26 protein-coding genes are annotated in these 25,253 nt (G+C 55.7%); 18 read left to right on the top strand and 8 right to left on the bottom strand.

Going from position 1 to position 25,253, the window contains the following annotated elements; genetic code table 11:
• Positions 1-274: 274 nt before the first annotated feature.
• The 8 genes from AC2LB6_RS08705 to ymcF all read left to right on the top strand — a co-directional run bounded on the left by AC2LB6_RS08705 (position 275) and on the right by ymcF (position 5,733).
• A complete protein-coding gene (locus AC2LB6_RS08705) occupies positions 275-1,006 on the top strand; it encodes a S24 family peptidase (protein WP_490093197.1) in 732 nt (243 codons plus the stop codon).
• A gap of 422 nt (positions 1,007-1,428) precedes the next feature.
• Complete coding sequence (locus tag AC2LB6_RS08700) at positions 1,429-1,707, top strand: transcriptional antitermination N peptide (RefSeq protein ID WP_490093196.1); 279 nt, start codon at positions 1,429-1,431, stop codon at positions 1,705-1,707.
• Positions 1,708-1,911: 204 nt separating this feature from the next.
• The gene (locus AC2LB6_RS08695; protein WP_490093195.1) at positions 1,912-2,379 is read left to right on the top strand and encodes a glycoside hydrolase family protein; all 468 of its coding nucleotides are present in this window, start codon (positions 1,912-1,914) and stop codon (positions 2,377-2,379) included.
• Positions 2,376-2,723 (top strand): DUF7940 domain-containing protein, encoded by a 348-nt coding sequence (locus AC2LB6_RS08690; protein WP_090963382.1) that lies wholly within the window; start codon positions 2,376-2,378, stop codon positions 2,721-2,723. The genes AC2LB6_RS08695 and AC2LB6_RS08690 overlap by 4 nt, the downstream gene beginning before the upstream one ends.
• Complete coding sequence (locus tag AC2LB6_RS08685; RefSeq protein ID WP_490093194.1) at positions 2,720-3,013, top strand: hypothetical protein; 294 nt, start codon at positions 2,720-2,722, stop codon at positions 3,011-3,013. The genes AC2LB6_RS08690 and AC2LB6_RS08685 overlap by 4 nt, the downstream gene beginning before the upstream one ends.
• 203 nt (positions 3,014-3,216) lie before the next feature.
• Complete coding sequence (locus AC2LB6_RS08680) at positions 3,217-4,971, top strand: glycosyl hydrolase family 28-related protein (RefSeq protein ID WP_490093193.1); 1,755 nt, start codon at positions 3,217-3,219, stop codon at positions 4,969-4,971.
• A 375-nt stretch (positions 4,972-5,346) separates the two neighbouring features.
• A complete protein-coding gene (gene cspE, locus AC2LB6_RS08675; RefSeq protein WP_003854408.1) occupies positions 5,347-5,559 on the top strand; it encodes a transcription antiterminator/RNA stability regulator CspE in 213 nt (70 codons plus the stop codon).
• Between the two features lie 3 nt (positions 5,560-5,562).
• On the top strand, positions 5,563-5,733 hold the full coding sequence (gene ymcF, locus AC2LB6_RS08670) for a cold shock small protein YmcF (RefSeq protein ID WP_490093258.1): 171 nt from the start codon (positions 5,563-5,565) through the stop codon (positions 5,731-5,733).
• Positions 5,734-5,963: 230 nt separating this feature from the next.
• Here ymcF and AC2LB6_RS08665 read toward each other — a convergent pair whose 3' ends face one another.
• Together AC2LB6_RS08665 and AC2LB6_RS08660 are read right to left on the bottom strand one after the other, a co-directional pair.
• The gene (locus tag AC2LB6_RS08665) at positions 5,964-7,541 is read right to left on the bottom strand and encodes a methyl-accepting chemotaxis protein (RefSeq protein ID WP_490093192.1); all 1,578 of its coding nucleotides are present in this window, start codon (positions 7,539-7,541) and stop codon (positions 5,964-5,966) included.
• Positions 7,542-8,072: 531 nt separating this feature from the next.
• Positions 8,073-9,035 carry a chemotaxis protein gene (locus tag AC2LB6_RS08660; RefSeq protein WP_490093191.1) on the bottom strand — a complete coding sequence of 321 codons (963 nt, stop codon included), beginning with the start codon at positions 9,033-9,035 and terminating at the stop codon, positions 8,073-8,075.
• Between the two features lie 167 nt (positions 9,036-9,202).
• Here AC2LB6_RS08660 and AC2LB6_RS08655 point away from each other — a divergent pair, with 167 nt between their 5' ends.
• A complete protein-coding gene (locus AC2LB6_RS08655) occupies positions 9,203-9,595 on the top strand; it encodes a YgiW/YdeI family stress tolerance OB fold protein (RefSeq protein ID WP_490093190.1) in 393 nt (130 codons plus the stop codon).
• A gap of 36 nt (positions 9,596-9,631) precedes the next feature.
• Here the strand turns inward: AC2LB6_RS08655 and dbpA are convergent, their stop codons facing one another.
• The 3 genes from dbpA to AC2LB6_RS08640 all read right to left on the bottom strand — a co-directional run bounded on the left by dbpA (position 9,632) and on the right by AC2LB6_RS08640 (position 14,156).
• Positions 9,632-11,014 (bottom strand): ATP-dependent RNA helicase DbpA, encoded by a 1,383-nt coding sequence (gene dbpA, locus AC2LB6_RS08650; protein WP_490093189.1) that lies wholly within the window; start codon positions 11,012-11,014, stop codon positions 9,632-9,634.
• Between the two features lie 802 nt (positions 11,015-11,816).
• Positions 11,817-13,205, bottom strand: a complete 1,389-nt coding sequence (locus tag AC2LB6_RS08645) for an amidohydrolase (RefSeq protein ID WP_490093188.1) — start codon at positions 13,203-13,205, stop codon at positions 11,817-11,819.
• A 90-nt stretch (positions 13,206-13,295) separates the two neighbouring features.
• Complete coding sequence (locus tag AC2LB6_RS08640) at positions 13,296-14,156, bottom strand: LysR family transcriptional regulator (protein WP_490093187.1); 861 nt, start codon at positions 14,154-14,156, stop codon at positions 13,296-13,298.
• A gap of 87 nt (positions 14,157-14,243) precedes the next feature.
• Here AC2LB6_RS08640 and AC2LB6_RS08635 point away from each other — a divergent pair, with 87 nt between their 5' ends.
• The 6 genes from AC2LB6_RS08635 (at position 14,244) to yniD (ending at position 19,950) form a co-directional block, all read left to right on the top strand.
• Entirely contained in the window at positions 14,244-15,416 is a 1,173-nt protein-coding gene (locus tag AC2LB6_RS08635) for a cyanate transporter (RefSeq protein ID WP_490093186.1), read from the top strand.
• A gap of 207 nt (positions 15,417-15,623) precedes the next feature.
• On the top strand, positions 15,624-17,279 hold the full coding sequence (gene lldP, locus AC2LB6_RS08630; protein ID WP_490093185.1) for an L-lactate permease: 1,656 nt from the start codon (positions 15,624-15,626) through the stop codon (positions 17,277-17,279).
• A complete protein-coding gene (gene lldR, locus AC2LB6_RS08625) occupies positions 17,276-18,049 on the top strand; it encodes a transcriptional regulator LldR (protein ID WP_490093184.1) in 774 nt (257 codons plus the stop codon). The genes lldP and lldR overlap by 4 nt, the downstream gene beginning before the upstream one ends.
• A complete protein-coding gene (gene lldD, locus AC2LB6_RS08620; RefSeq protein WP_490093183.1) occupies positions 18,049-19,236 on the top strand; it encodes an FMN-dependent L-lactate dehydrogenase LldD in 1,188 nt (395 codons plus the stop codon). The genes lldR and lldD overlap by 1 nt, the downstream gene beginning before the upstream one ends.
• Before the next feature lie 57 nt (positions 19,237-19,293).
• Positions 19,294-19,722 (top strand): OsmC family protein, encoded by a 429-nt coding sequence (locus tag AC2LB6_RS08615; protein ID WP_490093182.1) that lies wholly within the window; start codon positions 19,294-19,296, stop codon positions 19,720-19,722.
• 120 nt (positions 19,723-19,842) lie between these two features.
• The gene (gene yniD, locus AC2LB6_RS08610; protein ID WP_022625163.1) at positions 19,843-19,950 is read left to right on the top strand and encodes a small membrane protein YniD; all 108 of its coding nucleotides are present in this window, start codon (positions 19,843-19,845) and stop codon (positions 19,948-19,950) included.
• Between the two features lie 115 nt (positions 19,951-20,065).
• On the opposite strand, the gene AC2LB6_RS08605 is transcribed toward yniD, so the two are convergent.
• The 3 genes from AC2LB6_RS08605 to AC2LB6_RS08595 form a co-directional block, all read right to left on the bottom strand.
• Positions 20,066-20,299, bottom strand: coding sequence for a hypothetical protein (locus AC2LB6_RS08605; protein ID WP_008924857.1), 234 nt, complete (start codon positions 20,297-20,299; stop codon positions 20,066-20,068).
• A 99-nt stretch (positions 20,300-20,398) separates the two neighbouring features.
• Complete coding sequence (locus tag AC2LB6_RS08600) at positions 20,399-20,569, bottom strand: hypothetical protein (protein WP_003850083.1); 171 nt, start codon at positions 20,567-20,569, stop codon at positions 20,399-20,401.
• 170 nt (positions 20,570-20,739) lie between these two features.
• Positions 20,740-21,390: a CPBP family intramembrane glutamic endopeptidase gene (locus AC2LB6_RS08595; RefSeq protein ID WP_090963347.1), complete on the bottom strand. Its 651-nt coding sequence runs from the start codon at positions 21,388-21,390 to the stop codon at positions 20,740-20,742.
• Between the two features lie 213 nt (positions 21,391-21,603).
• Between AC2LB6_RS08595 and AC2LB6_RS08590 the strand changes: the two genes are divergently transcribed.
• The 3 genes from AC2LB6_RS08590 to AC2LB6_RS08580 all read left to right on the top strand — a co-directional run bounded on the left by AC2LB6_RS08590 (position 21,604) and on the right by AC2LB6_RS08580 (position 25,251).
• Positions 21,604-24,207, top strand: coding sequence for a bifunctional diguanylate cyclase/phosphodiesterase (locus AC2LB6_RS08590; protein ID WP_490093181.1), 2,604 nt, complete (start codon positions 21,604-21,606; stop codon positions 24,205-24,207).
• 271 nt (positions 24,208-24,478) lie between these two features.
• Positions 24,479-24,775 carry an I78 family peptidase inhibitor gene (locus AC2LB6_RS08585; RefSeq protein ID WP_490093180.1) on the top strand — a complete coding sequence of 99 codons (297 nt, stop codon included), beginning with the start codon at positions 24,479-24,481 and terminating at the stop codon, positions 24,773-24,775.
• 155 nt (positions 24,776-24,930) lie between these two features.
• Complete coding sequence (locus tag AC2LB6_RS08580) at positions 24,931-25,251, top strand: hypothetical protein (protein ID WP_490093179.1); 321 nt, start codon at positions 24,931-24,933, stop codon at positions 25,249-25,251.
• The last annotated feature ends 2 nt before the right edge of the window (positions 25,252-25,253 follow it).

The following is a 25,253-nucleotide window of genomic DNA, read 5'->3' as shown; positions in this document are numbered from 1 at the left end:
TTCTGCGCGTCAGCTTAATTTCTGTTCCGGTCTCGTCACTACTGGCCATTATTCTGGCTGATATTCACGCAATTTTTTACGGAACATTCCTGAAAGCCGGGGCTGTACGGGGCCTTAGGCAATATTTTTTGTTCAGCCGCGGACTGAAGCGGATAATGATTATCAGGAATGCTTGATAAAGCGGTTAGGTAGTAAACGAGCGGTAATATAAAATGAACTGGTAGCAATAATGAAAATAACATCCAGTATCTCTTCTATGGCTGATTATTAACTAATGGTTAAAAAAGAAAGTACAAGACAAGCTTTCACCGCCAGGCTGATAGCGGCCTGTGAGAGTGCCGGCATTGCCGGACATGGACGAAACAAACAGGTTGCCAGGGCCCTCCAGCAGCAAGGCTGTAAGATTTCAACGCCGGGAGTGTGGAAGTGGTTTAATGCGCAGTCAGTGCCGGATGGCGGCAATTTACTGGCACTCAGTCAGATGCTGGGAGTCAGGGTCGAGTGGCTTCAGTACGGTATGGAACAACCTGCTGAACCGGTGACGCTAAGCGCGCTCTCCGGCCAGAAGAGTGTGTTTCGGATTGATAGCCTCGACATTGGTCAGCGAAGCGCTGCGGGTCTGCCCGCGCGTGATGAGTTTGTCGAGACTATCCAGGCGATCGAATATGGTCTGGATGAGGCGCGGGTGCTGTTCAACGGTCGCCCGGCAGAAAACATCCGGTTAATCGCGATTAACAGTGACTCAATGGCTGACACCTTTGCGCCGCGCGATCAGCTGTTTGTGGATATCAGCGTGCGGATGTTCGACGGCGACGGCATCTATATTTTTACCCTCGATGAGCAACTCTATCTCAAGCGCCTGCAGCTACAGCACAAAAAAATTGCTGTAATATCAGACAATAAACGCTATGAAACCTGGTATCTTAATCATGATGACGTCACCAGCCTGAAGGTGCTGGCAAAAGTGATCATGAGTCAGGCGCGCCACTATCAAATCCTCGGCTAAGGCCGTTTCTGGTGCTTTTCCTGGGAGGCCTGCAAAAAAATAATCGGCATAAATTCATAAATTTAACCAGCGGTAAATAAAAAATTAACCAACAGTGTTTGATAAAGCATAAGAACCTGTTAATAATTTGGATACGGATGAACGAAGCTGTTCTTTCAGGGATGAGCCGCTCTTAAACAATTGAGGCGCTGCACAAGCGCGAATCATACCACCCAAAAGTCAGTGAACTTTGGGATGGGGTGGATGCGCAAAATGCAGCGTCGTCAGATGCCGTTTATTTCCCCTCGCTTACTTTCCACCTGACTGCTAATGCAGCCGGGCGGCGAGCGTGCGACCGTAATACACGACATTCGGGCCCGTTCGGTTCACCGAAAGCTCGTGCCTGCCACCCCATCGCCAAAGACTCATTCACAGGAGGAGTTATGGCGATAATTCACTATGGCAAAAGCGTTTTTATAGGCAACGCACGTACTCGTCGCCACCGGCGGCGCCAACCTCTCACCAGCCTGACACAGAGCATCGACGAGGCTCTGAACTTCCCAACTGAAACACCCACCCTGAGACGTGCAGAGCAAATCTGCCAGCGTCAGGTCGCCCCGCGCGTCGACCGCGCAATCACTGCACCCCGCGTCACCAGTCAGGAAACACCCAGTTTCGATAACTGCTGTCTTCCGCACGTTCATCTCTACGCCGTGAGCTGAAACGCGCAGAAAGCGCATTTTTCCGTTCCGACTAACTCTTCGCTTTCTCCAGTTCTCACTGGGCGCAATTTGCTGAATTACTGTTCAGTTTTGCTGCAGGGTCAGTAAGGCCTTCTGCTGCGCCGTGCTGGGTAATGATCAGTGAGCGTTATGTATTTCTTTTCACAAGGCTGAGTTGCTTTAACCCGTCATTGAGGAGTCGTTATGAGCCAGATAATCGCAGTACTGAATTTTGAAGAGGGGTATGTGGATACGCCCTATCTCGACACGCTGGGCTTTCCCACGGTGGCGGGTGGCATCCGCATCGGGCCAAAGGGGGCGTCGCTGAGTAATTACACCTTCCGCGTGCCACGGCGCGTCGGTGATGTCTGGAAGCAGTGCATTCTTGAGAACAAAGTCCAGGAGATGCAGGGCAGGGACCTGCTGCGCAATGCGCTGACAAAGTGCAACGACGCCCGCACCGATGTGTTGCTGAGCATGACCTATCAGCTGGGCGTCGATGGCGTCCTGCAGTTCAAAAACATGCTCACCGCCATCGCCGCTGAACAGTTTAGTGATGCGGCTGACGCGATGATGAATAGCCTCTGGGCGCGTCAGACGCCGGGCCGCGCTCGTCGTCACGCTGAGATGATGCGCACCGGCACCTATGCGATTTACAGGGGGCTGCTATGAGATGGCTCATGTTTCTCGTCGCCGTGCTGACGGCAATCATCATCCTGCTGCTGCTGCAGCGCTTTACCACTCTGCAGTTTGTCTCTCATGCCCGCCTGCTCTTCAAAACCTGGTCTGTCTGGCTCGCGTCGCTGGGTTCCATGCTCAGCGCCTGGGCGCAGTCATTTCCTTCTGCCGCCGTTGATGCCTGGACCGTGTTGCCGGAGGACGTGAAATCGATTCTGCCGCACAACTACCTCGGGCTGGTGGGCGCGTTCATGGTGGCGATGGGGGTGATTGCCCAGTTCGTTCGACAGAAAAACCTGCTCAACGCGAAGGAGCAGGCGGAAGGAGCGAAACCATGACTCTGATTACCACCTTACTGGGCGGCAGCTGGCACTGGCTGGCCGCACTGGCTGGCGTCCTTGTGGCGCTGGGCGCCAGTTATTTCGGCGGCAAGAAAATCGGCAAAGTGCAGCAAAAAGCGCGTTCTGACATCGCTAACGCGCAACAGGAGGCGTCCCGCGTTAGCGCGGTGGCGCAACAGCAACAATACAACCGCGAGGAGGCTAACCGTGTGGCGACCGACAACCATAGCCTTGATGACACTGCTGCTCGCGACAAGTTGCAGCAGTCGAAATACAACAAACCCTGAGCCGGTAGCGATCACTGACTCTGCCTGCGTACTTTTTTCCCCTCTTTATACCTACGGCGATGACGCGCAAAAAATGGACGTTCGTACGGTGCGTGCCATCAACACCCACAACGACATGTGGGACTCCCTTTGCGGCCATGTGGCTGAGGCTAAGTAGTGCGCTGATTTCAGCGCGATATCTCTGTGATCCTGAGGAGGATTCTATGATCGAAGTTAACTCTTTTGCTGAACTGCGCACCACTGTTCCACCAAAATCAGGTGAAGTCGCGAGCCTTAAACGCTATTACGATAAGGACTCCAGCTTCCGTGGTGGCGCAGACTTTGTCGGTTTTCTCAGCACCACACCGCTGAAAGATGATGGCGGTACGGTAGCGGTGGGTAACGGTTTCTACTGGAAGCGCACTATCAACGATCCCGCCGAAGTGAATATCCTGCACTTTGGCGCGAAAGGGGATGGCGTCACCGATGACACTGATGCCTTCAGGCGGATGCTGGCATGGACGCAGACTTATAACACCTATGCGAAAGCGATTCCGGTGCGTTTTCCGGGTGGCCGCTTCTTGATTTCACCCATCGATATCAGCGATACGGAATTGTCATTCTTTGGTCTGATAGGGGATGACATTGAACAGGGATCGTCACCCCGCACCACCATTGTTTCTGACAAAAGCGCTAATCCGGTGTTTAAGGTTAATGCGCGCAAAATCGCCATTAAAGGCATCTGCTGGCACGGACAGGCTAACGCCGGGACTGTCGACACTACTCTCAAAGTTACCGTCACGCCTGAACAGTGCAGTAACGTTCAGCCGTTCTTCGAAAATACGATTGTCGGAGGCCAGATCGTCAATATCTTCTGCTTCAAGGCGCAAAGTACAGGGGGAACCGTCTTTAAGCTGCAGGATACGCTCGACAGTAAATTCGATCAGATCTACAGCTCCAGTACCTATTCCCGCGTGTTTGATATCGGCTGGTCAAATACGCCGAAGGGGAACTGGGATCACTCAACCGCAATTGAGCTGTGTAATGCCAACTTCCAGTCAGGCTATGGCGATGCCACGCTCTATATGCCGCGCGTCACACAGGGGGTCATGCGCAACGTCTGGATTGAACACACGACTAACCCGGGTGACCTGTCGGACGGTGGCTGGAACATCGAAACGCTCAACATTGAAGATTGCGCGACGCCGCTCAATCTCAACAATGCCCGCGTGGTGATGCGTCATATTAACCTGCAGGCGGGGGCGAAAATCACCACTGATCTGGCCGGAAGTAAGTGGTTATCGACCTTTGAATATGGCTATCGTCGGGATGAGAACTACGGAACGTTCATGACCGGCTCGCTGCGTGCCGGCTATTACAGCGGCTATAAAGTGGTGAACAACACTGATACCGATAACTGGTATCGGCTGGGGCAGCTCTATTTTCCGGCGCCTAACCAGCAATGGGTAATGGAGCTGATCGGTAAAGCGGATGCCACCACGCCGTCCGGCACCGCCGGCTCGCCAGTTAATGTGGTGGGCACCGGTAAAACCCTGATCAACCTGCAGCGACTGGAGACGGTCTGGGCCGATGCTTACCATATGGGGCAGCCTTCAGTGCTGGACATTCGTTATGGCCGGGTAGGGACCACCTATGCCGTAATCTGGGTCAAGCTGAAAGCTAAAAGCGGCGAGACCATGTTCAACCTGAAGACCACCGGTCCGACCCGCTTCGATACCGGTTCCTGCTCGCTGTTCCAGGCTGATATGTCGGTGGTTGCGGACATTACCAACATCAGCAACCTGAAACCTGCTGCGCGCTTCGGCATGCATAATGGACTGGCGGGTATCGGTGCCAACGAGAAAGGGGTGGTTACGCTCGCGACCGCTGCGGGTACGCCGACCAATAAGACCGCTCCGACCGGTTTTGTGCTGATCAATATCAACGGTGTTGACCGTAAGGTTCCTTACTACGATTGATGATCGGCATGTTTTGGGCGAGGCTCCGGCCTCGCCCTTTTTTGATCGAAGGTTATCTTCGCTTCTCTCCAGGCTGTCAGCAAGCCATGGGGCACGATTGAGCCAGACCGCCTCCCTGGCACAGCCTTCTTCTTTTACCTTCTTCAAAAGGATGATAGTGATTAATTTGAATTAGGAGTTGCGTCACTGTGAGAAGTGTGGCCTAATGAATCGTCGGTTTGATTAACAGACACTATCAAAGTAAGTAACCAAAGCAGTTCTCATCTCTAAGTTTGTCGCGAGACATCCCTTCTTTTTGAGTCTTCTCTTACGTTCTGATTAAAATCTGTTCTCAGGCCATTATGCCGGAAGGCTCGATATATTAAGGATTTAAGCATGTCTAACAAAATTCGCGGTACCGTTAAATGGTTTAACGCAGAGAAAGGCTTCGGTTTCATTTCTCCTGCAGACGGCAGCAAAGATGTATTCGTACATTTCTCTGCAATCCAGGGCACCGATTTCCGTTCATTAGATGAAGGTCAGCAAGTTGAATTCACAGTAGAAAATGGCGCCAAAGGCCCAGCTGCTGCGAACGTTGTTGGTCTCTAAGGACTGAAAATTACTTTTAAATGTCCTCACTGTAATGGCTCACAGTTTCGTACATCACATTTTGATGTTACAAGAGCCAACCCGCATGGAGCGAAATGCATTTTCTGCAAATCTGCTGTGATTCAAGTGAATCTGGCAAGGATTGCAATTCAGAGCCAGCCTCGCGCTGTCTGATAAAGGCTAGTGAGCTTTATAGCGTTGTTGCATTTACAGTAATAAAAGGTCGCCTCTGGCGGCCTTTTTTGTTTCTGCGTTTCCCATGTTCTAACCTCGAACCTCCTCATTAATCCTGTCCGTTTACCTCTGCTTTCACCTGTATGACTCCCACTGTGAGCGCCTTGTAATCTATCCACTGTCTGGCATCAGGCAAAAAACAGCCCGCCGAAACGGGCCGTTGAAAGAGATTAGCGCAGTACGGGTTGCAGTGAGAGCTTGCCGGTATTAAACACGCTCATCGCTTGTGCCATACGCTCTGCCTGATCCTGCAGTGCCTGAGAGGCGGCTGATGCTTCCTGAACCAGCGCGGCGTTCTGCTGCGTTACTGCTTCCATCTGGGTAATCGCCTGATTGATTTCATTAATACCGCTGCTCTGTTCGCTGCTGGCAATGGTGATTTCGCTCATGATGTTCGCCACGTTCTGCACGCTGCTCACCACTTCACCGATCGTTGAACCGGCATGTGTCACCAGCTTGCTGCCTTCATCAACTTTAGCGACAGAATCTTCAATCAGAACCTTAATCTCTTTGGCTGCTGACGCTGAGCGCTGCGCCAGATTACGCACTTCGCTCGCCACTACCGCAAAGCCACGGCCCTGTTCACCGGCGCGGGCCGCTTCAACGGCGGCGTTGAGGGACAGAATATTGGTCTGGAAGGCGATGGAGTCGATAACGCTTATGATGTCGACAATTTTGCGAGAGGAGAGGGCGATTGCTTCCATCTTCTCAATAACCTTCTCCATCACTACGCCACCTTCACGCGCCACGCTGGTGGTAGTCGACACCAGGTGATTAGCTTCACGGGCGTTATCGGCATTATGTTTCACGGTCGACGTCATCTGCTCCATGGCAGAGGCGGTCTCTTCCAGCGAACTGGCCTGTTGTTCTGTGCGGGTTGAGAGATCAAGGTTACCGCTGGAAATCTGATTAGAAGCAACTGCGATGGTGTCGGAACCGGTACGCACTTCGGTGACAATCGACAGCAGGTTATCGTTCATGCGCTGCAGCGCCTGCATCAGGAGGCCGGTTTCATCGCGTGAAGTCACTTGCATCTGCGTGCTCAGATCGCCTGCGGCAACGCGTTCAGCCACATTAACGGCTGCAACCAGCGGACGGACAATAGAACGGGTCAGGAAGTAGCCCAGCATGATAGAGGCCAGAATCGCCAGTGCAGAGAAAATCAGCGTGATGGAGATGGCAGACTGACCATTTTCCACAATACCCTGACCTTCAGTGCGTAGCTGTGCGTCCTGAGAGTTGGCAAAATTCACGGCATCCTGCAGGAATTTATTCTGGGTAGCTGTCATCGATTTCAGCACATAGGTGCTGGCGGCATCAAGGTTGCCCGCTTTGATCAGGGTAATCAGTTCGGTCTTAACTTTCTCAAATGCCTGAGACGATTCCAGCAGACCGGCGATCTTTTTCTTACCTACTGCCGTAACCTGAATGTCTTCAATCTTTTTCATCGCGCGGTTGGTGCGTTGTGTGGCTTCATCCAACTGGCCATAACGCTTCACATTCATTTCCGGTCGATTTGTGTCGATCACCATGCCGCGCAGGTATTTGATCTGATCGTTGACGCCATCGCGCACATCAAATGCCAGTCGTACTTTCACATAGCGATCGTCAACGATCGATGAGATCGCCGTATTGATACTATTAATTCTGGTAATGGATGTCACGCCAATCACTATCAGTAACGTCACAATAATACCGAAGGCTGCTGCGAGCCGCATTCCGACCTTCATATTCTTGATACTGACCATGTTTTCTTCCCCGTTTTATTATTAATCAATTTGTTAGCAATGCTCAGGTTCCCTGCTGTTGTGCGCAGTGCCTTGCTGATGTCTGTGGTCACAGCCGCAGGCAAAAAGGTGATCTCGCGCATACTGTTATCGGAACACGTAGTTGTACCTTTAATATTTTTTAAGTAATAACCGTGCGTGAATAAATAATCAGTGAAAAGCATCAGAAAGGGTTAACAAATGAGCGGAGGCGAAATTAAGGCAAAAAAAAGGGCTGTCAGCAGTGATGCTGACAGCCCGATCCAGACAAACATGAATGGATTCAGAAAACTAAGAAGTAGAGGCCTACCCAGAACGCGACGCTTAAACTGACGGCGCTAATCCAGGCCAGCTGACGTAAACGGCCACGCAATAACTTTTGAGGAGAAGGGGTAGCAGGTGCTGGCGTAACAGGTAAAGTATCAATGTGCATAGTCGGTTCCTGGTCAGGTCAGCGATTCCGCTGTATAAAAAGTAAAAGCGCAGCGGGCATTCTTAGCGGCCCGCATTCGCTTAGCGGGCAGTCTCGAGAACGTTGAAAATCACGTCTGAAAGTTCATTCAGCTCAAACTTCGCCACATAGCCGTCGGCACCCACTTTACGCACGTGGTCTTCGTTGGCGCTGCCAGAGAGTGAGGAGTGGATCACGACCGGCAGCGTTTTCAGAATCGGGTCACGCTTGATGTTGCGGGTCAGCGTAAAGCCATCCATCTCGGGCATCTCCAGATCGGTCAGTACCAGGGCAATTTTGTCGTGAATCGACTCGCCTGAAGCCTGCACTTCCTGGCTTATCAGCTTAATTTTTTCCCAGGCATCAAGGCCGGTGTTAAACATCAGCGCCGGAATGCCCATGCTTTTCAGCCCCTGCTCCAGCAGCTGACGCGCGACTTTGGAATCTTCTGCCACAATCGCTACCGCACCCGGGCGATAGTTGAAGGCGCGCGGTTTGGCCGCTTCAGGCTCGACGCCGCGCGACGACGGGATGATGTCATACAGGATTTGCTCAACGTCCAGCACCATCGCCAACTCGCTGCCCTGCTTATCTGTGTCCAGACAGGCGATGCTGGTAATGTTGCGACCGCCAATACCGGCCTCAGCGGTATGGACCTGGCTCCAGTCGAGACGCACGATGTTATCCACGGATTCCACGGCAAACGCCTGGGTGTTACGGGCATACTCGGTGACCAGCAGCAGGTTAAGGCCGGTTTCGGGTACACAACCTGCCACAGCAGGCAGGTCGATGACCGGAATGAACTGACCGCGAATACTGGCCATACCCAGCAGCGGCGAACTCATACCCGCAGCTTTGGTGATGGTCTGCATCGGCACAATTTCACGCAGCTTGAAGACGTTAATGCCAAACAGCTCAGACTTGCCTTTCAGCTGATCGGAACCTAAGCGAAACAGCAGCAGCTCAAACTTGTTCGATAATGCGAGGTTCGCTCTCTCATCGATCTCTTTCTGAAAATTATCCATGGTTGCCTCTGCATTAACGCAGCTGGTGAAATAGGGTGTGAACAGGTTATCGGCAGCAAATGGAAAAAGGTGAGAAGAGAAGAGTGAAATAAAACGGACGCCAATTATTGTGCCAGGCTTAACACTGAAGGTTCAACATGGAGACCTTTCCAATTAAGGAGTGTGAAATGAAAAAAGTGATTTTAGCGTCGTTGCTGGTGATGATGAGCGCGGGTGTGTCGGCTGAAGAAGGCGGATACAAAGCGGGTGATACGCCACCGCCACAGCAAAAGCAGGATGCTGGCTATAAAGGCTCAGAAGATACCGGTCAGACACATATTGATCAGATCCGCGATTTCCGTCAGGGCGGGTATGTGACGCTGGAAGGTTACATCGTGAAGAAAGAGCAGGGCGAGCGCTATCAGTTCCGCGACAACACCGGTACGTTACCGATTATTGCACCGAAGAAGACCTTTGATGGTAAAACCTACACCGCGGAAGACAAAGTACGTGTCAGTGGCAAGGTACAGGGCAAAGGGGATAAAACCATTCTGCATGTGACACAAATCGAAGAGCCATAAGAAACCAGGCGAGGTGATGACCTCGCCGGTTTTTATTCAGTCTTTCAGCAGAACCGCCCGGCAGGTTTTGCCTTTGATTTTGCCCTGCTTGAGTTTCACCAGCGCGGCTTTGGCCTGGCTTGCTTCAATCGCCACGTAGGCATGGGCCGGGGTCAGGACAATTTTGCCGATCTGATCCGCGCGATAACCCGCTTCACCGGTCAGCGCACCCAGAATATCTCCCGGACGTATCTTGGCTTTACGGCCACCATCAATGCACAGCGTCATCATGGCGGCTGGCAGCGGTTTGCTGCTGCCTTTTTTCAGCGTGCTGGCAGAGACCCACGGCAGTTTCTGTTGCAGGAAATCTTCCAGTGCATGGGCGCGCACCATCTCATCGGCAGCGACCAGGCTGACAGCAACGCCATGTTCACCTGCGCGTGCGGTACGACCGATGCGATGCAGGTGAATTTCAGGATCCCAGGCGAGCTGGTAGTTGACCACCATTGCCAGAGATTTGATGTCGAGTCCGCGTGCGGCGACATCGGTGGCGACCAGTACGCGACCGCTGCCGTTTGCGAAGCGGATAAGTACGCGTTCGCGATCCCGCTGTTCCAGGTCGCCATGCAGTGGCAGGGCGCTGATATCACGCGCATTAAGCGCCGCCGCGACATCATCACATTCACGTTTGGTGTTGCAGAAGACCACGCAGGATGAAGGCTGACGATCGCTGAGTAGTGCGATGAGCAGGCCCAGTTTTTCATTGTGGCTGGCTTCAAAGAACTGCTGGTCGATTGAGGGCAGTTCACTGACATCTTCAGTCACGACGCTCAGCGCATCACGCTGGAAGCGGGTACTGATAGCCGTAATGCCGTCGGGCCACGTAGCGGAAAAAAGCAGCGTCTGGCGCGAGGCGGGCGTCGCTTCAATGATGGTTTCCATATCATTGAGGAAGCCCATCTCCAGCATGCGATCCGCCTCATCCAGTACCAGCGTATTGAGCTGGTCCAGCTTAAGGTTCTCACGGTTGATGTGGTCGAGGATACGGCCAGGCGTGCCGACCACGATATGCGGTGGATGCACCAGCGAATCACGTTGGGCGCTCATCGGTTGTCCTCCACACAGGGTGAGAACTTTGATGTTGCGGGTGAAGCGCGCCAGCTGGCGCAGCACATTGCCCACCTGATCCGCCAGTTCACGGGTCGGACAGAGGATTAATGCCTGCGTCTGAAAGCGGGTGCTGTCGATATGGTGCAGTAAACCAATACCAAAGGCAGCCGTTTTACCGCTGCCGGTTTTCGCCTGCGCGCGCACGTCGCGACCCTGCAGAATGGCGGGCAGCGTAGCGGCCTGCACGGGCGTCATGCTGGTGTAGCCCATCTCGCGCAGGTTATCGAGCTGGCTGTCGGGGAGCGAATTGAGGGTAGAAAAAGCGGTCACGGGCGCGGCCTCTGAGGCTGAAAGTGTAGGGCATTATTGCGGGGCAAGTCTGGCAGAAAGCACGCCTGACAGCAACGGGAACCTCGATGGTTAACAGCATGAAACAATCTCTGCCGGTGCGCTTAGGAATAGACTGAACTTTAACGTTAAAAGGTGGTTTTTTTTTATGGATTGGCTGGGTGTAAAGGTTTTTATATCATAGGGATAACTTATCAAGGCCATTCATTATTTTATAAGCTGTCGTTTTTAAATATTAATTTCATTGTTAATCAGATAATTCCTTAATAATCACTCCAGTAATGGAATTAATCATTAAAAAATATCACTCTCCGTGCCGATAAAAATCCTGAGCTAATTGCTTTATATTTAGCGCGCCATATTCCTGGTACAACGACCGGTAGAGGGTATTTGCATTGAGTAATCGCATCCAGGGACCACATGAAAATGTGCTTAAAATAGTAGGCCGCGCCGTACTGACATTGCATATTCATGGAGAGAGCTTATCAGCTGATAAGATCGCTTCGATGATTGCGTGTTATGCGGAAGATGAGCCCTGTGATCAGGAAGATCGTCGCTTATACGCGCTGGCAATGGAACTAATGTCGAACGATAAATGGGCCAAAAGCGCATAACACGCACTCCGCTCAGGTAAATGCAGAGCCTCCCTTGTGGAGGCTCTGTTGTTTTTGGAGGTGGGGCTCGCGGCTGATTGAGTCTGGCTCTGTGGAACGGGTGGTGGCTCCCAAAGCTTTACGTTGGGTTGGCCGCCTGAAAGCCTTATGTAGCACCCACCGTGAATGTTTCAGGCCGATGCCAGCGCAAAGACCGCTTTACCGCGCGAGAAGGTCGCGACTACGGGCGAGATCCGGGCTACGGCTTCGGCGGAACAGCTCGCCGCGACCAGCATCATGCTCGCTTCATCGCCCGGCGCGGGCCACTGGCGTTCGCCCTGGGCGGAGAGCGGCAGCCGATCGTCTGTGGCGATCGCCAGCGCCCGCGACAGCGAGAACTCATCTGAGCCGCGATAGAGCTGCGCGTAGAGATTCGCTTTTTCCAGCATGCTACCGGTGCCAAACGGGGACCAGTGATCGATGACGCTATCGGTCCCGGTCATCACTTTTATGCCTGCCGCCTGCAATTGCGGAATCGGCATGGTGAGCTTGCCGATCGGCAGCGTGGAGGCAACGCTCAACTGCTGCTCTGCCAGCCCTTCGATCATCTTGTCCAGTGTACTGCCGGTCAGGGTCGCCAGCGCGAAACCGTGGCTCAGCGTCACTTTGCCTTTCAGCAGCGGATTCTTCGCTACGGTGTCAATCATGTACTGAATCGCCGCCACGCCAGCCGGGGAGGTCTCATGCAAGTGAATATCCACGCCACGCTGGTAGTCGAGCGCAATCTGAAACATCGCATCCAGCGACTTCTCCATCGCGCCATCGACCTGGGTGGGATCCAACCCGCCAACATACTCAACGCCATGCTGCATCGCCTCACGCATCAGCCCATCGACCTGCGAGTGCAGCAGACCGTGTTGCGGAAAGGCGACGATCTCGCAGGGGAAATCGGGGTGACGGGCTAACGCGGCCTGCAGATGTTCCAGGCTCTTCAGGCCGCTGACCGGATCGATGTTGCAGTGGCTGCGGGCGCAGGTGGTGCCCCTGGCGTGCAGCAGGGCGATCAATCCTTCGGCGCGCACCTGGGAGTGCGGAAGCAGTTGTGGAATCAGCACCTGTTCGCGCGCAATCATATCCATGATGGTTTTGCCCTGACGCGGACGCGGGGCCTGCCACGGGCCACCGTAGAAGGTTTTATCCAGGTGGATGTGCATATCCCGGGTGGCGGGCAGCAGCAGGGCATCCTGCGCATCCCAGGATGGCAGTGAGCTGTCCCCCTGGCCTGCGGGCGTCAGCTGGTCAATTTTACCGTCGCGCACGCTGATGTCGTAAAGACCGGTCCGGGTTGCGACGATTTCGTCATCCTCACGGATAAAGCTCTCTTCCAGCCGTACATTGCGCAGCAGGTAGTGTTCCTGCTGTGGCAGTGCGGCGGGCTGGTCAGGATTGAAGGCGGACAAAGATGGGGAGGTGGCGGCACTGGCCTGACCGAGACCGGCGGCCAGCAAGCCGCCAGCAGCGGTCCAGCGCACGCTTTGTCCCAGGAAATCACGGCGGCTCGGCGAAAGGGAAATAGGCATCAGAGGCTCCTGCAAAGTGAACAAGGTCTTAATCTGACAAATGCGGGTTCAGCCTGCTGCGTTATTTTCCACTGACGCCTATTCGATATCTCACTGCCAGCGCAGCTGACCAAACGCCGCCAGTGACTCCGCCAGTTCTCGCTGCAGCGGATCCTGCGGATGACGGCAGAACAGCGCCAGTTCAAAGGTATCAATCACCGGCAGACCCTGTTCAGGACCCAGTACCCGATGTCGCGGCAGGCGGCAGCTGGCGGGGAGTAACGTGAGTCCCAGCCCCTGAGCACTGGCAGCGGCCAGCGCGACCAGACTGGCGCTACTGTAACCAATGCGCCAGCTACGGCCCAGTGCATCGAGCGTCTGACAGACCTCATCACGATAGAGCCCCTGCTGGGGAAACAGTACCAGCGGCACCGGCGTCTGCTCAAAGCAGGGCCACTCTGCGCTGTCGAGCCACAGTAGCGGTTCAGGACGCGACGCCAGCGGACGTTCGCCGTAAGGCTGCTTAATCAGCATGATGTCCAGCTCTTCACGCTGCCAGGCGCGCCGCAGCTCTACCTGCATGCCGCTCATCACATCCAGCCTTAACTGCGGATGGTCACGACTGAAGTGAGCCAGCAGACCGGCGGTAGGCGCGGCGAAATCTTCCGGCACGCCGAGACGCAGCACGCCGTCGCGCCATTGGTCACTCAGCACATCGTGCGCTTCGCCATTCAGGGCGATAATCCGCCGGGCGTAACCCAGAAGTTTTTCGCCCTCTTCGGTGATCTGCACCTGATGCGACGAGCGCACCAGCAGTTCTTTGCCTACCATCTCCTCCAGCCGCCGCACCTGCTGGCTGACAGTGGACTGCGACAGATGAACCCGGTCGGCGGCGCGGGTAAAGCTGGCGGTTTCGCACACCGCCACAAAGCTGAGCAGCTGCTGTGGGGTAAACATCGGATGACGATTCATTTTTTCACTACCTGGCAGAGCAATATTTCATTTCCAGATAGTAGCGACTGCTGCCAGGCTGGCAACTTTTAACTGTGTGGATCTCAGATGAAGAGAGAGAACAACCTGCTGCTGGCGGCGCTGGTGCTGGCCGGACTCAATATGCGACCGCTGATGACCTCGGTCAGCCCGTTACTTGGCCAGCTGCGGCAGAGCATCGGTCTGTCCCCGCTGGCGGCCTCGCTGCTGCCTGCAGTGCCGATGATGATGATGGGCGCTATTGCGTTAATCAGCGCCCCGCTGATGCAGCGCTTTGCGGTGCGCAGACTGCTGCTGGGCGGTTTGCTGCTGCTGTTGCTGGCGCTGGTGAGTCGGCTGTTTGTCACGGACGGTCGCTGGCTGGTGCTGACTGCCGTGCCGGGTGGGGCGGGCATTGGCATTGTGCAGATGGCGATGCCGGGATTGATCCGTCAGCGCTTTGGCAGTCGCAGTGCAGGCGTGACCGGACTGTGGGCAGCGGCGCTGATGGGCGGTGGCGGGATTGGCGCGGCGATCTCGCCGTGGCTGAGTGCGCATTCTGGCTGGCAGGGCGCGCTGAGTAGCTGGGCGCTGCCGGTGCTGCTGGCTATCCTGCTCTGGCTGTTTATCACCACCACACCACCCGCAGCCCGGACAGCGACAGCAGAGATGCCGTCGCTGTGGCGAAAAGCCCGCGCATGGACCCTGGCGTTGAGCTTTGGTCTGGTGAACGGCGGTTATGCCATCTGTGTCGCCTGGCTACCCGATTTTTACCATCAGCTCGGCTGGAGCGCGCAGGCGGGCGGTTCACTGCTTGGCATGATGATCGGCTGTCAGGTCACCGGTGCACTGCTGCTGCCGTTGCTGGCGCGGGGTCGCGATCGCCGTCCGCTGCTGCTGCTGACCCTGGTGATGCAGTTCAGCGGTATGCTCGGCTTCCTGTTCGCACCACAACTGGCTCCGTGGCTCTGGGCGGGGATCGCGGGCTTTGGGCTGGGCGGGGCGTTTCCGCTGGCACTGGTGCTGGCGCTGGATCATCTAGAGCAGCCTCAGGCTGGCGCGCGGCTCGTGGCCTTCATGCAGGGCGTCGGTTTTATTATCGCGGGCAGCATGCCGTTTATCGCCGGACAGTTACATGCGATCACGGGTGACTTCACCTGCGTCTGGATTCTGCAGGCGGCCGTCACGCTGCTGCTGATTGGATTGAATCTGCGATTCCATCCGCGCAGCTATCAACGTGCCTTTCCGGAGGTGAATTCCTGATTTTGGTCCGACCAATGCCGGTAATATTTTTCTCTGGTTCACACTCCGGGAAAATTCGCGCATCTTCTGTTGCCATAGGTTAACAATGCATTAACTATCTGTTGCCATAAGCCCCGACATAGCGGTTTGGTCTGACCAATCCTGGGGCGGATGGCATGCAGTTTCACGGCTGCATTCCACGTTACCTCTTCCTCTGGAGATACTGGCATGCAGATCTGGCAACAAAACTACGATCCGCTGGGTAATATCTGGCTCTCAAGCCTGGTCGCACTGATCCCGATTCTCTTTTTCTTCTTTGCGCTGATTAAGCTGAAGATGAAAGGCTACCTGGCGGCCACTACTACCGTAGTGCTGGCGCTGCTGGTGGCGCTGTTTCTCTATCAGATGCCTACTGCACAGGCGTTGGCTGCCGTGGTGTATGGCTTTTTCTATGGGTTGTGGCCGATTGCCTGGATCATCGTCGCCGCAGTCTTCGTCTACAAAATCTCGGTCAAAACCGGTCAGTTCGATATTATCCGCGCCTCTATCCTGTCGATTACGCCCGATCAGCGTCTGCAGATGCTGATTGTCGGCTTCTCGTTCGGGGCCTTCCTGGAGGGCGCGGCGGGCTTTGGTGCGCCGGTGGCGATTACGGCCGCGCTGCTGGTAGGCCTCGGCTTTAATCCGCTCTACGCCGCCGGACTCTGTCTGATTGTGAATACTGCGCCCGTAGCCTTTGGCGCGATGGGTATCCCGATTATCGTGGCGGGCCAGGTGACCGGGCTGGATAGCTTTGCCATCGGCCAGATGGCCGGACGCCAGTTGCCGCTGCTGACCCTGATTGTGCTGTTCTGGATTATGGCGATTATGGATGGCTGGCGCGGCGTGAAAGAGACGTGGCCGGCGGTCGTTGTCGCCGGTGGATCCTTTGCCATTGCCCAGTTCCTCAGCTCCAACTTCCTGGGGCCGGAGCTGCCGGATATCATCTCGTCGCTCGCCTCGCTGATTTCGTTGACGCTGTTTCTGCGGGTCTGGAAACCGGTGCGCATTTTCCGCTTTGCCGATACAGAGGCGAAGCAGGGCGATTCGCTGCTGCCTTCGCAGAAGTATCGGCTGGGGCAGATCATTCGCGCCTGGATGCCGTTCCTGTTTCTTACCGCCACCGTCACGCTCTGGAGCATCCCGCCGTTTAAAGCGCTGTTCGCCAAAGGCGGTGCGCTCTATGACTGGGTGCTGGCTGTGCCGGTGCCGATGCTGAATGAACTGGTGGCACGGATGCCGCCGGTGGTCGGCAGCGCCACGCCCTATCCGGCGGTCTATAAACTGGATCTGGTCTCCGCCACCGGCACGGCCATTTTGATTGCGGCGATCATGGCAATTCTGTTCCTGCGCATGAAGCCCAGGGCGGCGCTGCAGACCTTTGGTGAAACGCTGAAAGAGCTGGCGCTGCCGATCTACTCCATCGGGATGGTGCTGGCATTTGCGTTTATCTCCAACTACTCCGGCCTGTCCGCGACGCTGGCCCTGGCGCTGGCACACACCGGCCACGCATTTACCTTCTTCTCGCCGTTCCTCGGCTGGCTGGGTGTCTTCCTCACCGGATCCGATACCTCATCGAATGCGCTGTTCGCCGCGTTACAGGCCACCACCGCGCAGCAGATTGGCGTCTCCGATATCTTGCTGGTGGCGGCCAACACCACCGGCGGCGTGACCGGTAAGATGATCTCCCCGCAGTCGATTGCTATCGCCTGTGCGGCGGTCGGGCTGGTGGGAAAAGAGTCCGACCTCTTCCGGTTTACCCTTAAACACAGCCTGATTTTCACCTGTATGGTTGGTGTGATTACCACGCTTCAGGCCTATGTCTTCCCGTGGATGATCCCATGAACAGCCATGCCGATTCGCTGGTGACGCGCCTCCGGGCGTATATCACCGACCATCAGCTTGAGCCGGGCATGCGCCTGCCCGCTGAGCGTCAGCTCTCTGCGGAGCTTGGGGTCTCCCGCTCCTCGCTGCGGGAAGCGATACAACAGCTAATAAGCAGCGGAATGCTGATTAGCCGACGCGGCGGCGGCACCTGGCTCCGTCAGCAGCTGGCGCCCTGGTCGGAACAGCGTATCGTCGAGCCGATTCGCCAGCTGCTGCGCGACGATCCTGACTACCGCTACGACATTCTGGAAGCGCGTCATGCCATCGAGGCCAGCACTGCCTGGCACGCCGCCCTGCGCGCCACTGATGCCGACAAAGAGAAGCTGCAGTACGCTTTTGACGCCACCCTGAAGCTGAAAGAGAGTGACGATCCCGATCTCGCTGCCCAGGCGGATGTGCGCTTCCATCTGGCGATTGCCGAGGCGTCGCACAACGTGGTGCTGTTGCAGACCATGCGTGGCTTTTTCGAGCTGCTGCAATCGTCGGTAATGCAGAGCCGTCAGCGCATGTATACCCAGCCAGCGATTTTCGCCCGCCTGACAGAACAGCATCAGGCGCTGCTTGATGCAATCCTCGCGGGCGACGCCGAAGCGGCCCGTCAGGCGGCGATGCAGCATCTGGGCTTTGTGCACACCACCATGAAAAGCCTGCATGAAGATGAAGCGCGTCAGGCGCGCATCACCCGCTTACCGGATAACGACACACGCAACCCAAAGGAATTTGACTGATGATTATCTCAGCTGCCAGTGACTATCGCGCCGCCGCGCAACGTATCCTGCCGCCGTTCCTGTTTCACTATCTTGATGGCGGGGCCTACGCGGAGCACACCCTGCGACGCAACGTGGAGGACCTTTCTGACGTGGCGCTGCGCCAGCGCATTCTGAAGAACATGTCGGAACTGAGCCTTGAGACAAAATTATTCAATGAAACCCTGTCGATGCCGGTTGCGCTGGCACCGGTCGGCCTGTGCGGCATGTATGCCCGTCGGGGAGAAGTGCAGGCCGCGCGTGCGGCAGATCTGAAAGGCATCCCGTTTACCCTGTCGACGGTCTCGGTCTGCCCGATTGAAGAGGTGGCTCCGCAGATCAACCGTCCGATGTGGTTCCAGCTCTATGTGTTGCGGGACCGCGGTTTTATGCGCAATGCGCTGGAGCGCGCCAAAGCCGCCGGTTGTTCAACGCTGGTGTTTACCGTTGATATGCCGACGCCGGGGGCGCGCTATCGCGATGCGCACTCCGGGATGAGTGGCAATCACGCCGCGCTGCGTCGTTACTGGCAAGCGGTCACCCACCCACAATGGGCGCTGGATGTGGGTCTGCAGGGACGTCCGCACGATCTGGGGAATATCTCCGCCTATCTCGGCAAACCCACCGGACTGGAAGATTATATCGGCTGGCTGGCGAACAACTTCGATCCCTCCATCTCGTGGCACGATCTGGAGTGGATCCGCGAGTTCTGGGACGGGCCGATGGTGATTAAGGGCATTCTCGACCCGGAAGATGCGCGGGATGCGGTGCTTTTTGGCGCGGATGGCATCGTGGTCTCGAATCATGGCGGACGTCAGCTGGATGGCGTGCTCTCCTCAGCGCGTGCGCTGCCAGCGATTGCCGATGCGGTCAAAGGCGACATCACTATTCTGGCGGACAGCGGGATTCGCAACGGGCTGGATGTGGTGCGGATGATCGCGCTGGGCGCAGACAGCGTGCTATTGGGACGGGCGTTTATCTATGCGCTGGCGACCCACGGTCAGCGCGGCGTTGAAAACCTGCTGAACCTGATTGAGAAAGAGATGCGCGTCGCCATGACGCTGACCGGCGCAAAATCGATAGGCGAGATCACCCGCGATTCACTGGTGCAGGCGGAGGCGTTACTGGCACCGCAGAGCACTACGCCACGTCCCCGCGCGGTGAGATAGCCTGCGAAAATGAATGAGTTGTCTATACTTAGCTTCTTTACCAACAGGAGGAATGACATGACCATTCATAAGAAAGGTTCGGCGCACTGGGAAGGCGATATTAAAGGTAAAGGCACCGTCAGCACCGAAAGCGGCGTGCTGAGCCAGCAGCCTTATGGCTTTAACACCCGTTTTGAAGGCGGCAAAGGCACCAACCCGGAAGAACTGATTGGTGCAGCGCATGCAGCCTGTTTCTCTATGGCGCTGTCGCTGATGCTGGGTAACGCGGGTCATCCGCCGGAAAGCATCGATACCACGGCTGACGTGTCGCTGGACAAAAAAGACGACGGCTTTGCCATCACCAAAGTGGCGCTGACCAGCACCATCTCCCTGCCAGGCATTGATGAATCAACCTTCGACGAGATCATCAATAAAGCCAAAGCGGGCTGCCCGGTTTCTCAGGTTCTGAATGCGGAAATTACGCTGGATTACACCCTGAACAACTGATGCCGGCAACGGGTCGCCTTTTGGCGGCCCGGACGTTATGCTATGCCTCCCGGTCCTGTTACTGACCGGAACAGATGCGCCTTCTGGCGCATCTTCGCTTTCTGATTAGGGGAGACCGAGGTGACAAGATACCGGGCGGCCAAAAAGTACTGGAAGATGGTACTGGTTCTGTTGTGCATTTGCGGCGCGCTGCTGCTGATCCGCTGGGCGGCTATGATCTGGGCCTGAACCGATGAAAGGGATTGGCCGTCACACGCTGGGCATCTTACTGATGGTGATCATTGTGCTGGAAGTGATTCTCTATCTGCTCACGGCCTCGTGGCTGCCCTGGCGATAGTCTCTTTCAGACAAAGGCATCTTCTCGCCGTTGTTTAGCACGCACGTCGCTGCGCGCAATGCGATACGCCTTGCGGGGATCGCCTACCACAAACTCAAAGGTAGGCGTGTAGTAAAATGGCAACCAGCCGCCATAGCTGCTCTCCCACTCCCATCGGACGGGGCAGGGCCACAGAATGCCATCATACAAAAGATAGTAAACCCAGCGTCCACCAGGACGACGGGGGCGTGATGTTTTCATGGGATTCACAACGATAATGGTTAACAACAGCTTATATTTTGTACGCTAAAGCGCCAGCTTGCAATGTTACAGCGCGGCTTTATTACACCTGGCCCTGAATCAGCGATGGACCTCACCACAAAGCAGTACCACATTCGGGCGGACTTTATGAATGCGGTTCGCCATCGTTTCGCAGTCGACCTTCGTCGGATAAATGCGCTCCGAGACCGGCAGGGCTTCACAGGCATCGTAACCGCACGCGCTCACTAACAACACAAATCCTATCAACATAGTTCCTCTCCTTTGCACGGTCTGGTGGTCCGGACTGCGGTGCTTTTTATCCCTTTTTAACATCCAGTATAGACAACCGTGACAGGGCGGCATTGTCAGTGTGAGCTATGACCCGCCAGCAGAGTGAGGCGACGCTCTGTCAGACATCAGAAGCGGAGGATAATCAGGAACTAGCCAGCAAAATACCAGGCGGGCAGCAGCGCAATCAGATTGTTCAGGGTGTGCAGGAAGATGGGCAACGCCAGACTGTTACTCCGCAGCCGGGCATAGCAGAGCAACAGCGAAAACAGCGTCAGGGCGATCAGCGTCTGCCAGTGCACATACTGCGTATGCATCACCGCAAACAGCAGCGAGGTCAGCAGCATACAGGCGAAGCGGCTGCGCGGCGCCCAGAGCAGAAAACCCTGCAACAGAAAACCGCGGAACAGCACCTCTTCAAATACCGGGGCCAGCAGCACGGCGGTGAGCAGAAGGATCAGCAGCGAATTACGTCCCTGCTGGGCCTGCATCACCAGCCAGCCTTCCGGCTGCATAAACTGCATCTGTGCCGCCATCAGCACAAACAGCGCGCCGGTAAACAGCAGGGTTTGCAGCGTGCAGAGTTCGCCCAGCGGCAAATCGGTGCGGCGCTGGCAGTAGAAGCGGTAAAGCGGGTAGATCACGGCAAATTCAAACAGGCAGAGCACCGGCACCAGTAGACCGTCATTACGCAGTACGCCGTAATTAGGGAACAGCGTGATCAGCATGGTAACCAGGTAATAGACCACAAAGCTGCCGACGTAGAACAGCGTCAGGGTCACTCTGTCGGAATTGGTATTCATAGGCGACTCTGCCAGCGAAGGTAAGCGCATAGTAGCAATGCACCCGATCGCTGTCGAGTCAGCCTGTAACACAATATTTAAGCGCAAAATGTTAACTGCAGACTAAACACCAGGACGCGTGAGCCGATAACTGAGGAAACTAATCTGGTCAGCACCGCATGTTGTATTGCAGGCCCGTCATCTCAAACCCTGGCTGTGTAGTGAGCACTCTTAATGACATTTAACCCACCAGCGCCACCTTCGCCTCCATTCAGACATGCTGCTGAAGATCGCACTGTCCGCTTTACGCGGCGCAGCCTGCGCACGCTTTCGCTGCTGCTGTTTAGTGTGCTGGTGCTCTCGATGCTGATGGTGCTGACGATTGCGCAGCGTCAGAACAGCGCATCGGTCGATCATGACCGGATGCTGGTGCAGCAGGCGTGGACAAATCGTCAGGATGCGATGATCACGGATATCCGGGATTATGCGTTCTGGGGTGAGGCCTGGCGTAATCTTCATGTCAGGGTGAACAAAGTCTGGGCTTTTGACGAAGAGAATTTTGGACCGGGTCTCTACGAAGAGTATCACTACGAGGGCGTGTTCGTGATCGACGGCCAGGGCCATACCTCTTACAGCGTGATTAATGGACAGCTGGTGGATATGCCGCTGGAAACCTGGCTGGGCAAAGAGACCCCTGAGCTGATTGCGGCGGCACGTAAGCTTAACAACCGGGCGATTACCCGGGATGCGCTGGTCAACCATCAGCCCGCCATTGTGGTTGCCGCCCCTATCAGCAGCGGCAAAGTGACGACGGTGCCGCCAGTGGCGGGGCCTGCATCTATCATGGTGTTTGTGAATCTGTTCACACCTGCCAAATTACAGGCGCTGGGCACCACGCTGGATGTGCGTGAACTGCGTCTGCCCGTCAATCAGGAGGATGTCCTGCGTGAACCACGGCTGGTGCAGCCGTTGCCAGGCAGCGATCCGATTGTACTGCGCTGGACATCGAAGATGCCTGGCATGGGCCTGATCTGGTTCCTGCTGCCGCTGCTGATGCTGATGGCGATCATCATCGCTATGATTACCCATCGCGTCAGCCGCCATGCGCTTTCCAATGCGATACTTTCTGACCGCCGTTTTGCCCTGCTGGTGATCAGTCAGCAGGAGCTTGCCAGTAGCGAAGCGCGGTTTCGCGATCTTGCTGAGGCAGCGTCAGACTGGATCTGGGAGACGGATGAAGAGGGCTGTCTGATCTATCTTTCCGCGCGCTTTCACACCGTGACCGGCCACGACATTACCCACTGGCTGGGGCGTCACATCGATCATCTGCTGACGCATCCCAGCCATTCGCTGGTTGCCTGGCTGCTGCGTCAGGAAGAGAACGGGCAACAGATGCCGCTGCGCTGTCAGTTTATGTCCGCACATGGCAACCGCCGCATCGGCCAGCTGGTGGCGAAAACCATCTGGCATGATGAGCGACGCATCGGGTTTCGCGGCACGGTATCGGACATCACACAGGGCATGGAAGCAGAAGCGCGCATTCATTTTCTGTCGCGTCACGACGTCTTAACCGGCCTGTCAAACCGCGTGCAGCTGCTGGAGTTTCTGACGCTGCATCTTGAGTTACCTGATGGCAACGCGCCGTTGACGCTGGTTACCCTCGACCTTGATCAGTTCCGGCCGATCAATGAAACCTGGGGTCATGCAGCGGGTGATGAGGTGCTGAGCCAGATCGCGCAGCGTCTGAAGCGCTGTATCGGCCCGCAGGAGCTGGTGGCGCGGCTGAGTGGCGATGAGTTTGTGCTGGTATTGCGTGAAACGAACCATGAGCGGGTCGATCAGCGTTGTGCTCAGCTGGTGCATGAGGTTCAGCAACCCATCAGCACCGGCCAGCATGTTCACTATCTCACCATCAGCATGGGGATCGCCTCTGCACCGCAGGATGCCAGCCATCCCGAAGCGCTGCTGCAAATGGCGGATATCGCGCTGAATGAAGCGCGTGATGCGGGGCGCAATCAGTGGGTCTGGTATGCCAATGAAATGGCCAGCCAGCGTGAAGATAAACGTGAAATGGCACGGCGGATCGAGAAAGCGCTGAAGAACAATGAATTCCGCCTGCACTACCAGCCGCGCTATCAACTGCTGACCGGTCAGCTGGCGGGTGCCGAGGCGTTGATTCGCTGGCAGATTGCTCCGGATCAGTGGATTACGCCTGATCACTTCATTCCGCTGGCGGAAGAGAGCGGTCTGATCGCTACCATTAGCGACTGGGTGCTGATGAGCGCCTGTGAGGATGCGCTGGGATGGGGTGGCGAACGCTATGTGTCAGTCAATATCTCGCCTATGGAGTTCCGCACCAGCGACCTGGTGCAGCGGGTGGCTCATGCGCTGGAGAAAAGTGGCCTCCCTGCTACGCGACTGGAGCTGGAGATCACCGAGAACGTCACCTTCGAACATCCGCAGCATGCGCTGGAGGTGATGCAGGGACTACGGTCACTGGGTGTCAGGTTAACCGTTGACGATTTCGGCACCGGCTATGCCGCGCTGGGCTATCTGAAAACCTTCCCGTTTAATGGTCTGAAGATCGATCGTTCCTGGATGAAAGATTTCCCGGAGTCGCAGCAGGCACAATCAGTGGTAGCGGGCATTATTGCACTGGCACGCGCTTTTGCGCTGACCATCACAGCAGAGGGCATTGAGACAGAAGCGCAGCTGAACCAGCTAAAACAGCTCTCGTGCGAAGAGGGGCAAGGCTACTTCCTCGGTCGGCCGATGCCGCTGGCTGCATTCAGTACGCTTCTGGAAAGAACCGCGCAAAACCAGGCTGAACCGGCTTAACGCACTTTGACCGCCACGGCGGTCATCAACATTGCGCAGACAACAAAAATGATCAGCTCCATTATGGCCTCCACAGAGTGATGAATCTTCTGTAAGGGTAGTGGCTGGTTGCGTGTTTTTTAGTCAGATAGTGCGATTAATCTTAAAGCGTGACCTGAACCGCTCTAATTTGAATAGCGTTGTAACAACTTTACTTTTCAGGGCTTCAGGTCAGCAGGCCCGCTTTGCTACTCTTGGGACAGAGTTTTACACGTCCAACAGGAGAAAAAACGTGAAATTTTATGGAAAAGGGCTGCTGGTAGTGGGCCTGTTCGCCTTAACCGCCTGCCAGTCTGCCTCAAAACCCGACACCGCACGTGTGGTGCAGGATCCCGACGCTGACCGCTGCGGGGCCTCTCAGTTTCAGAACTATGTCGGCAAGCCGTTAACCGTACTGCAGGGGCAACACTTCGAACAGCAGGTGCGTCCAATCCCCTATAATTCTGCCGTCACCATGGATTTCAATCTCAACCGGCTTAACTTCCTGGCCGACAAAGATGGCAATATCAGCTCTGTTTATTGTGGTTAACGGCCAGTCTGTCATAGGCTTGTCATAACGGCAGGCGAGGATAGCAGCGCGCTTCAAAACTTCCTCGTCACACAGATAGACAGTGCTCGTCTTGTTTATTCCCGCCCCGGCGGGAATTTTTTTAGCGCCTTCGGGCCAGAACAGGAGCGAAGAAGATGAAACGCATCATCGGGGCATTCCTGCCCACGTTGTTACTCAGCAGCACACTGGCGCACGCCTCCAGTGAAGAGGCCTGGCAAAAGAGCCGTGAAGTGATGGTACAGGCGTGCATTAACGCCAGTCACCTGAGCAAAGTAAAGGTGCTGGGCGATCCGATTGAGTATGACGACAACACCGGTTACAGCGCACTGTTGCTGGAGGGGCGCTATCCCCAGCAGCACATGAAAAACAGGCGCGGACAGGAGCTCTGCCTGTTTCAGCGCAGCAGCGGACGGGCCAGCGTCAGCGAAGCGGATAAATTGCGCTGGGTGAAGTAGGC

Source organism: Pantoea sp. RCC30.1, assembly GCF_058148845.1.
This window is presented reverse-complemented; position numbering and strand designations above follow the sequence as displayed.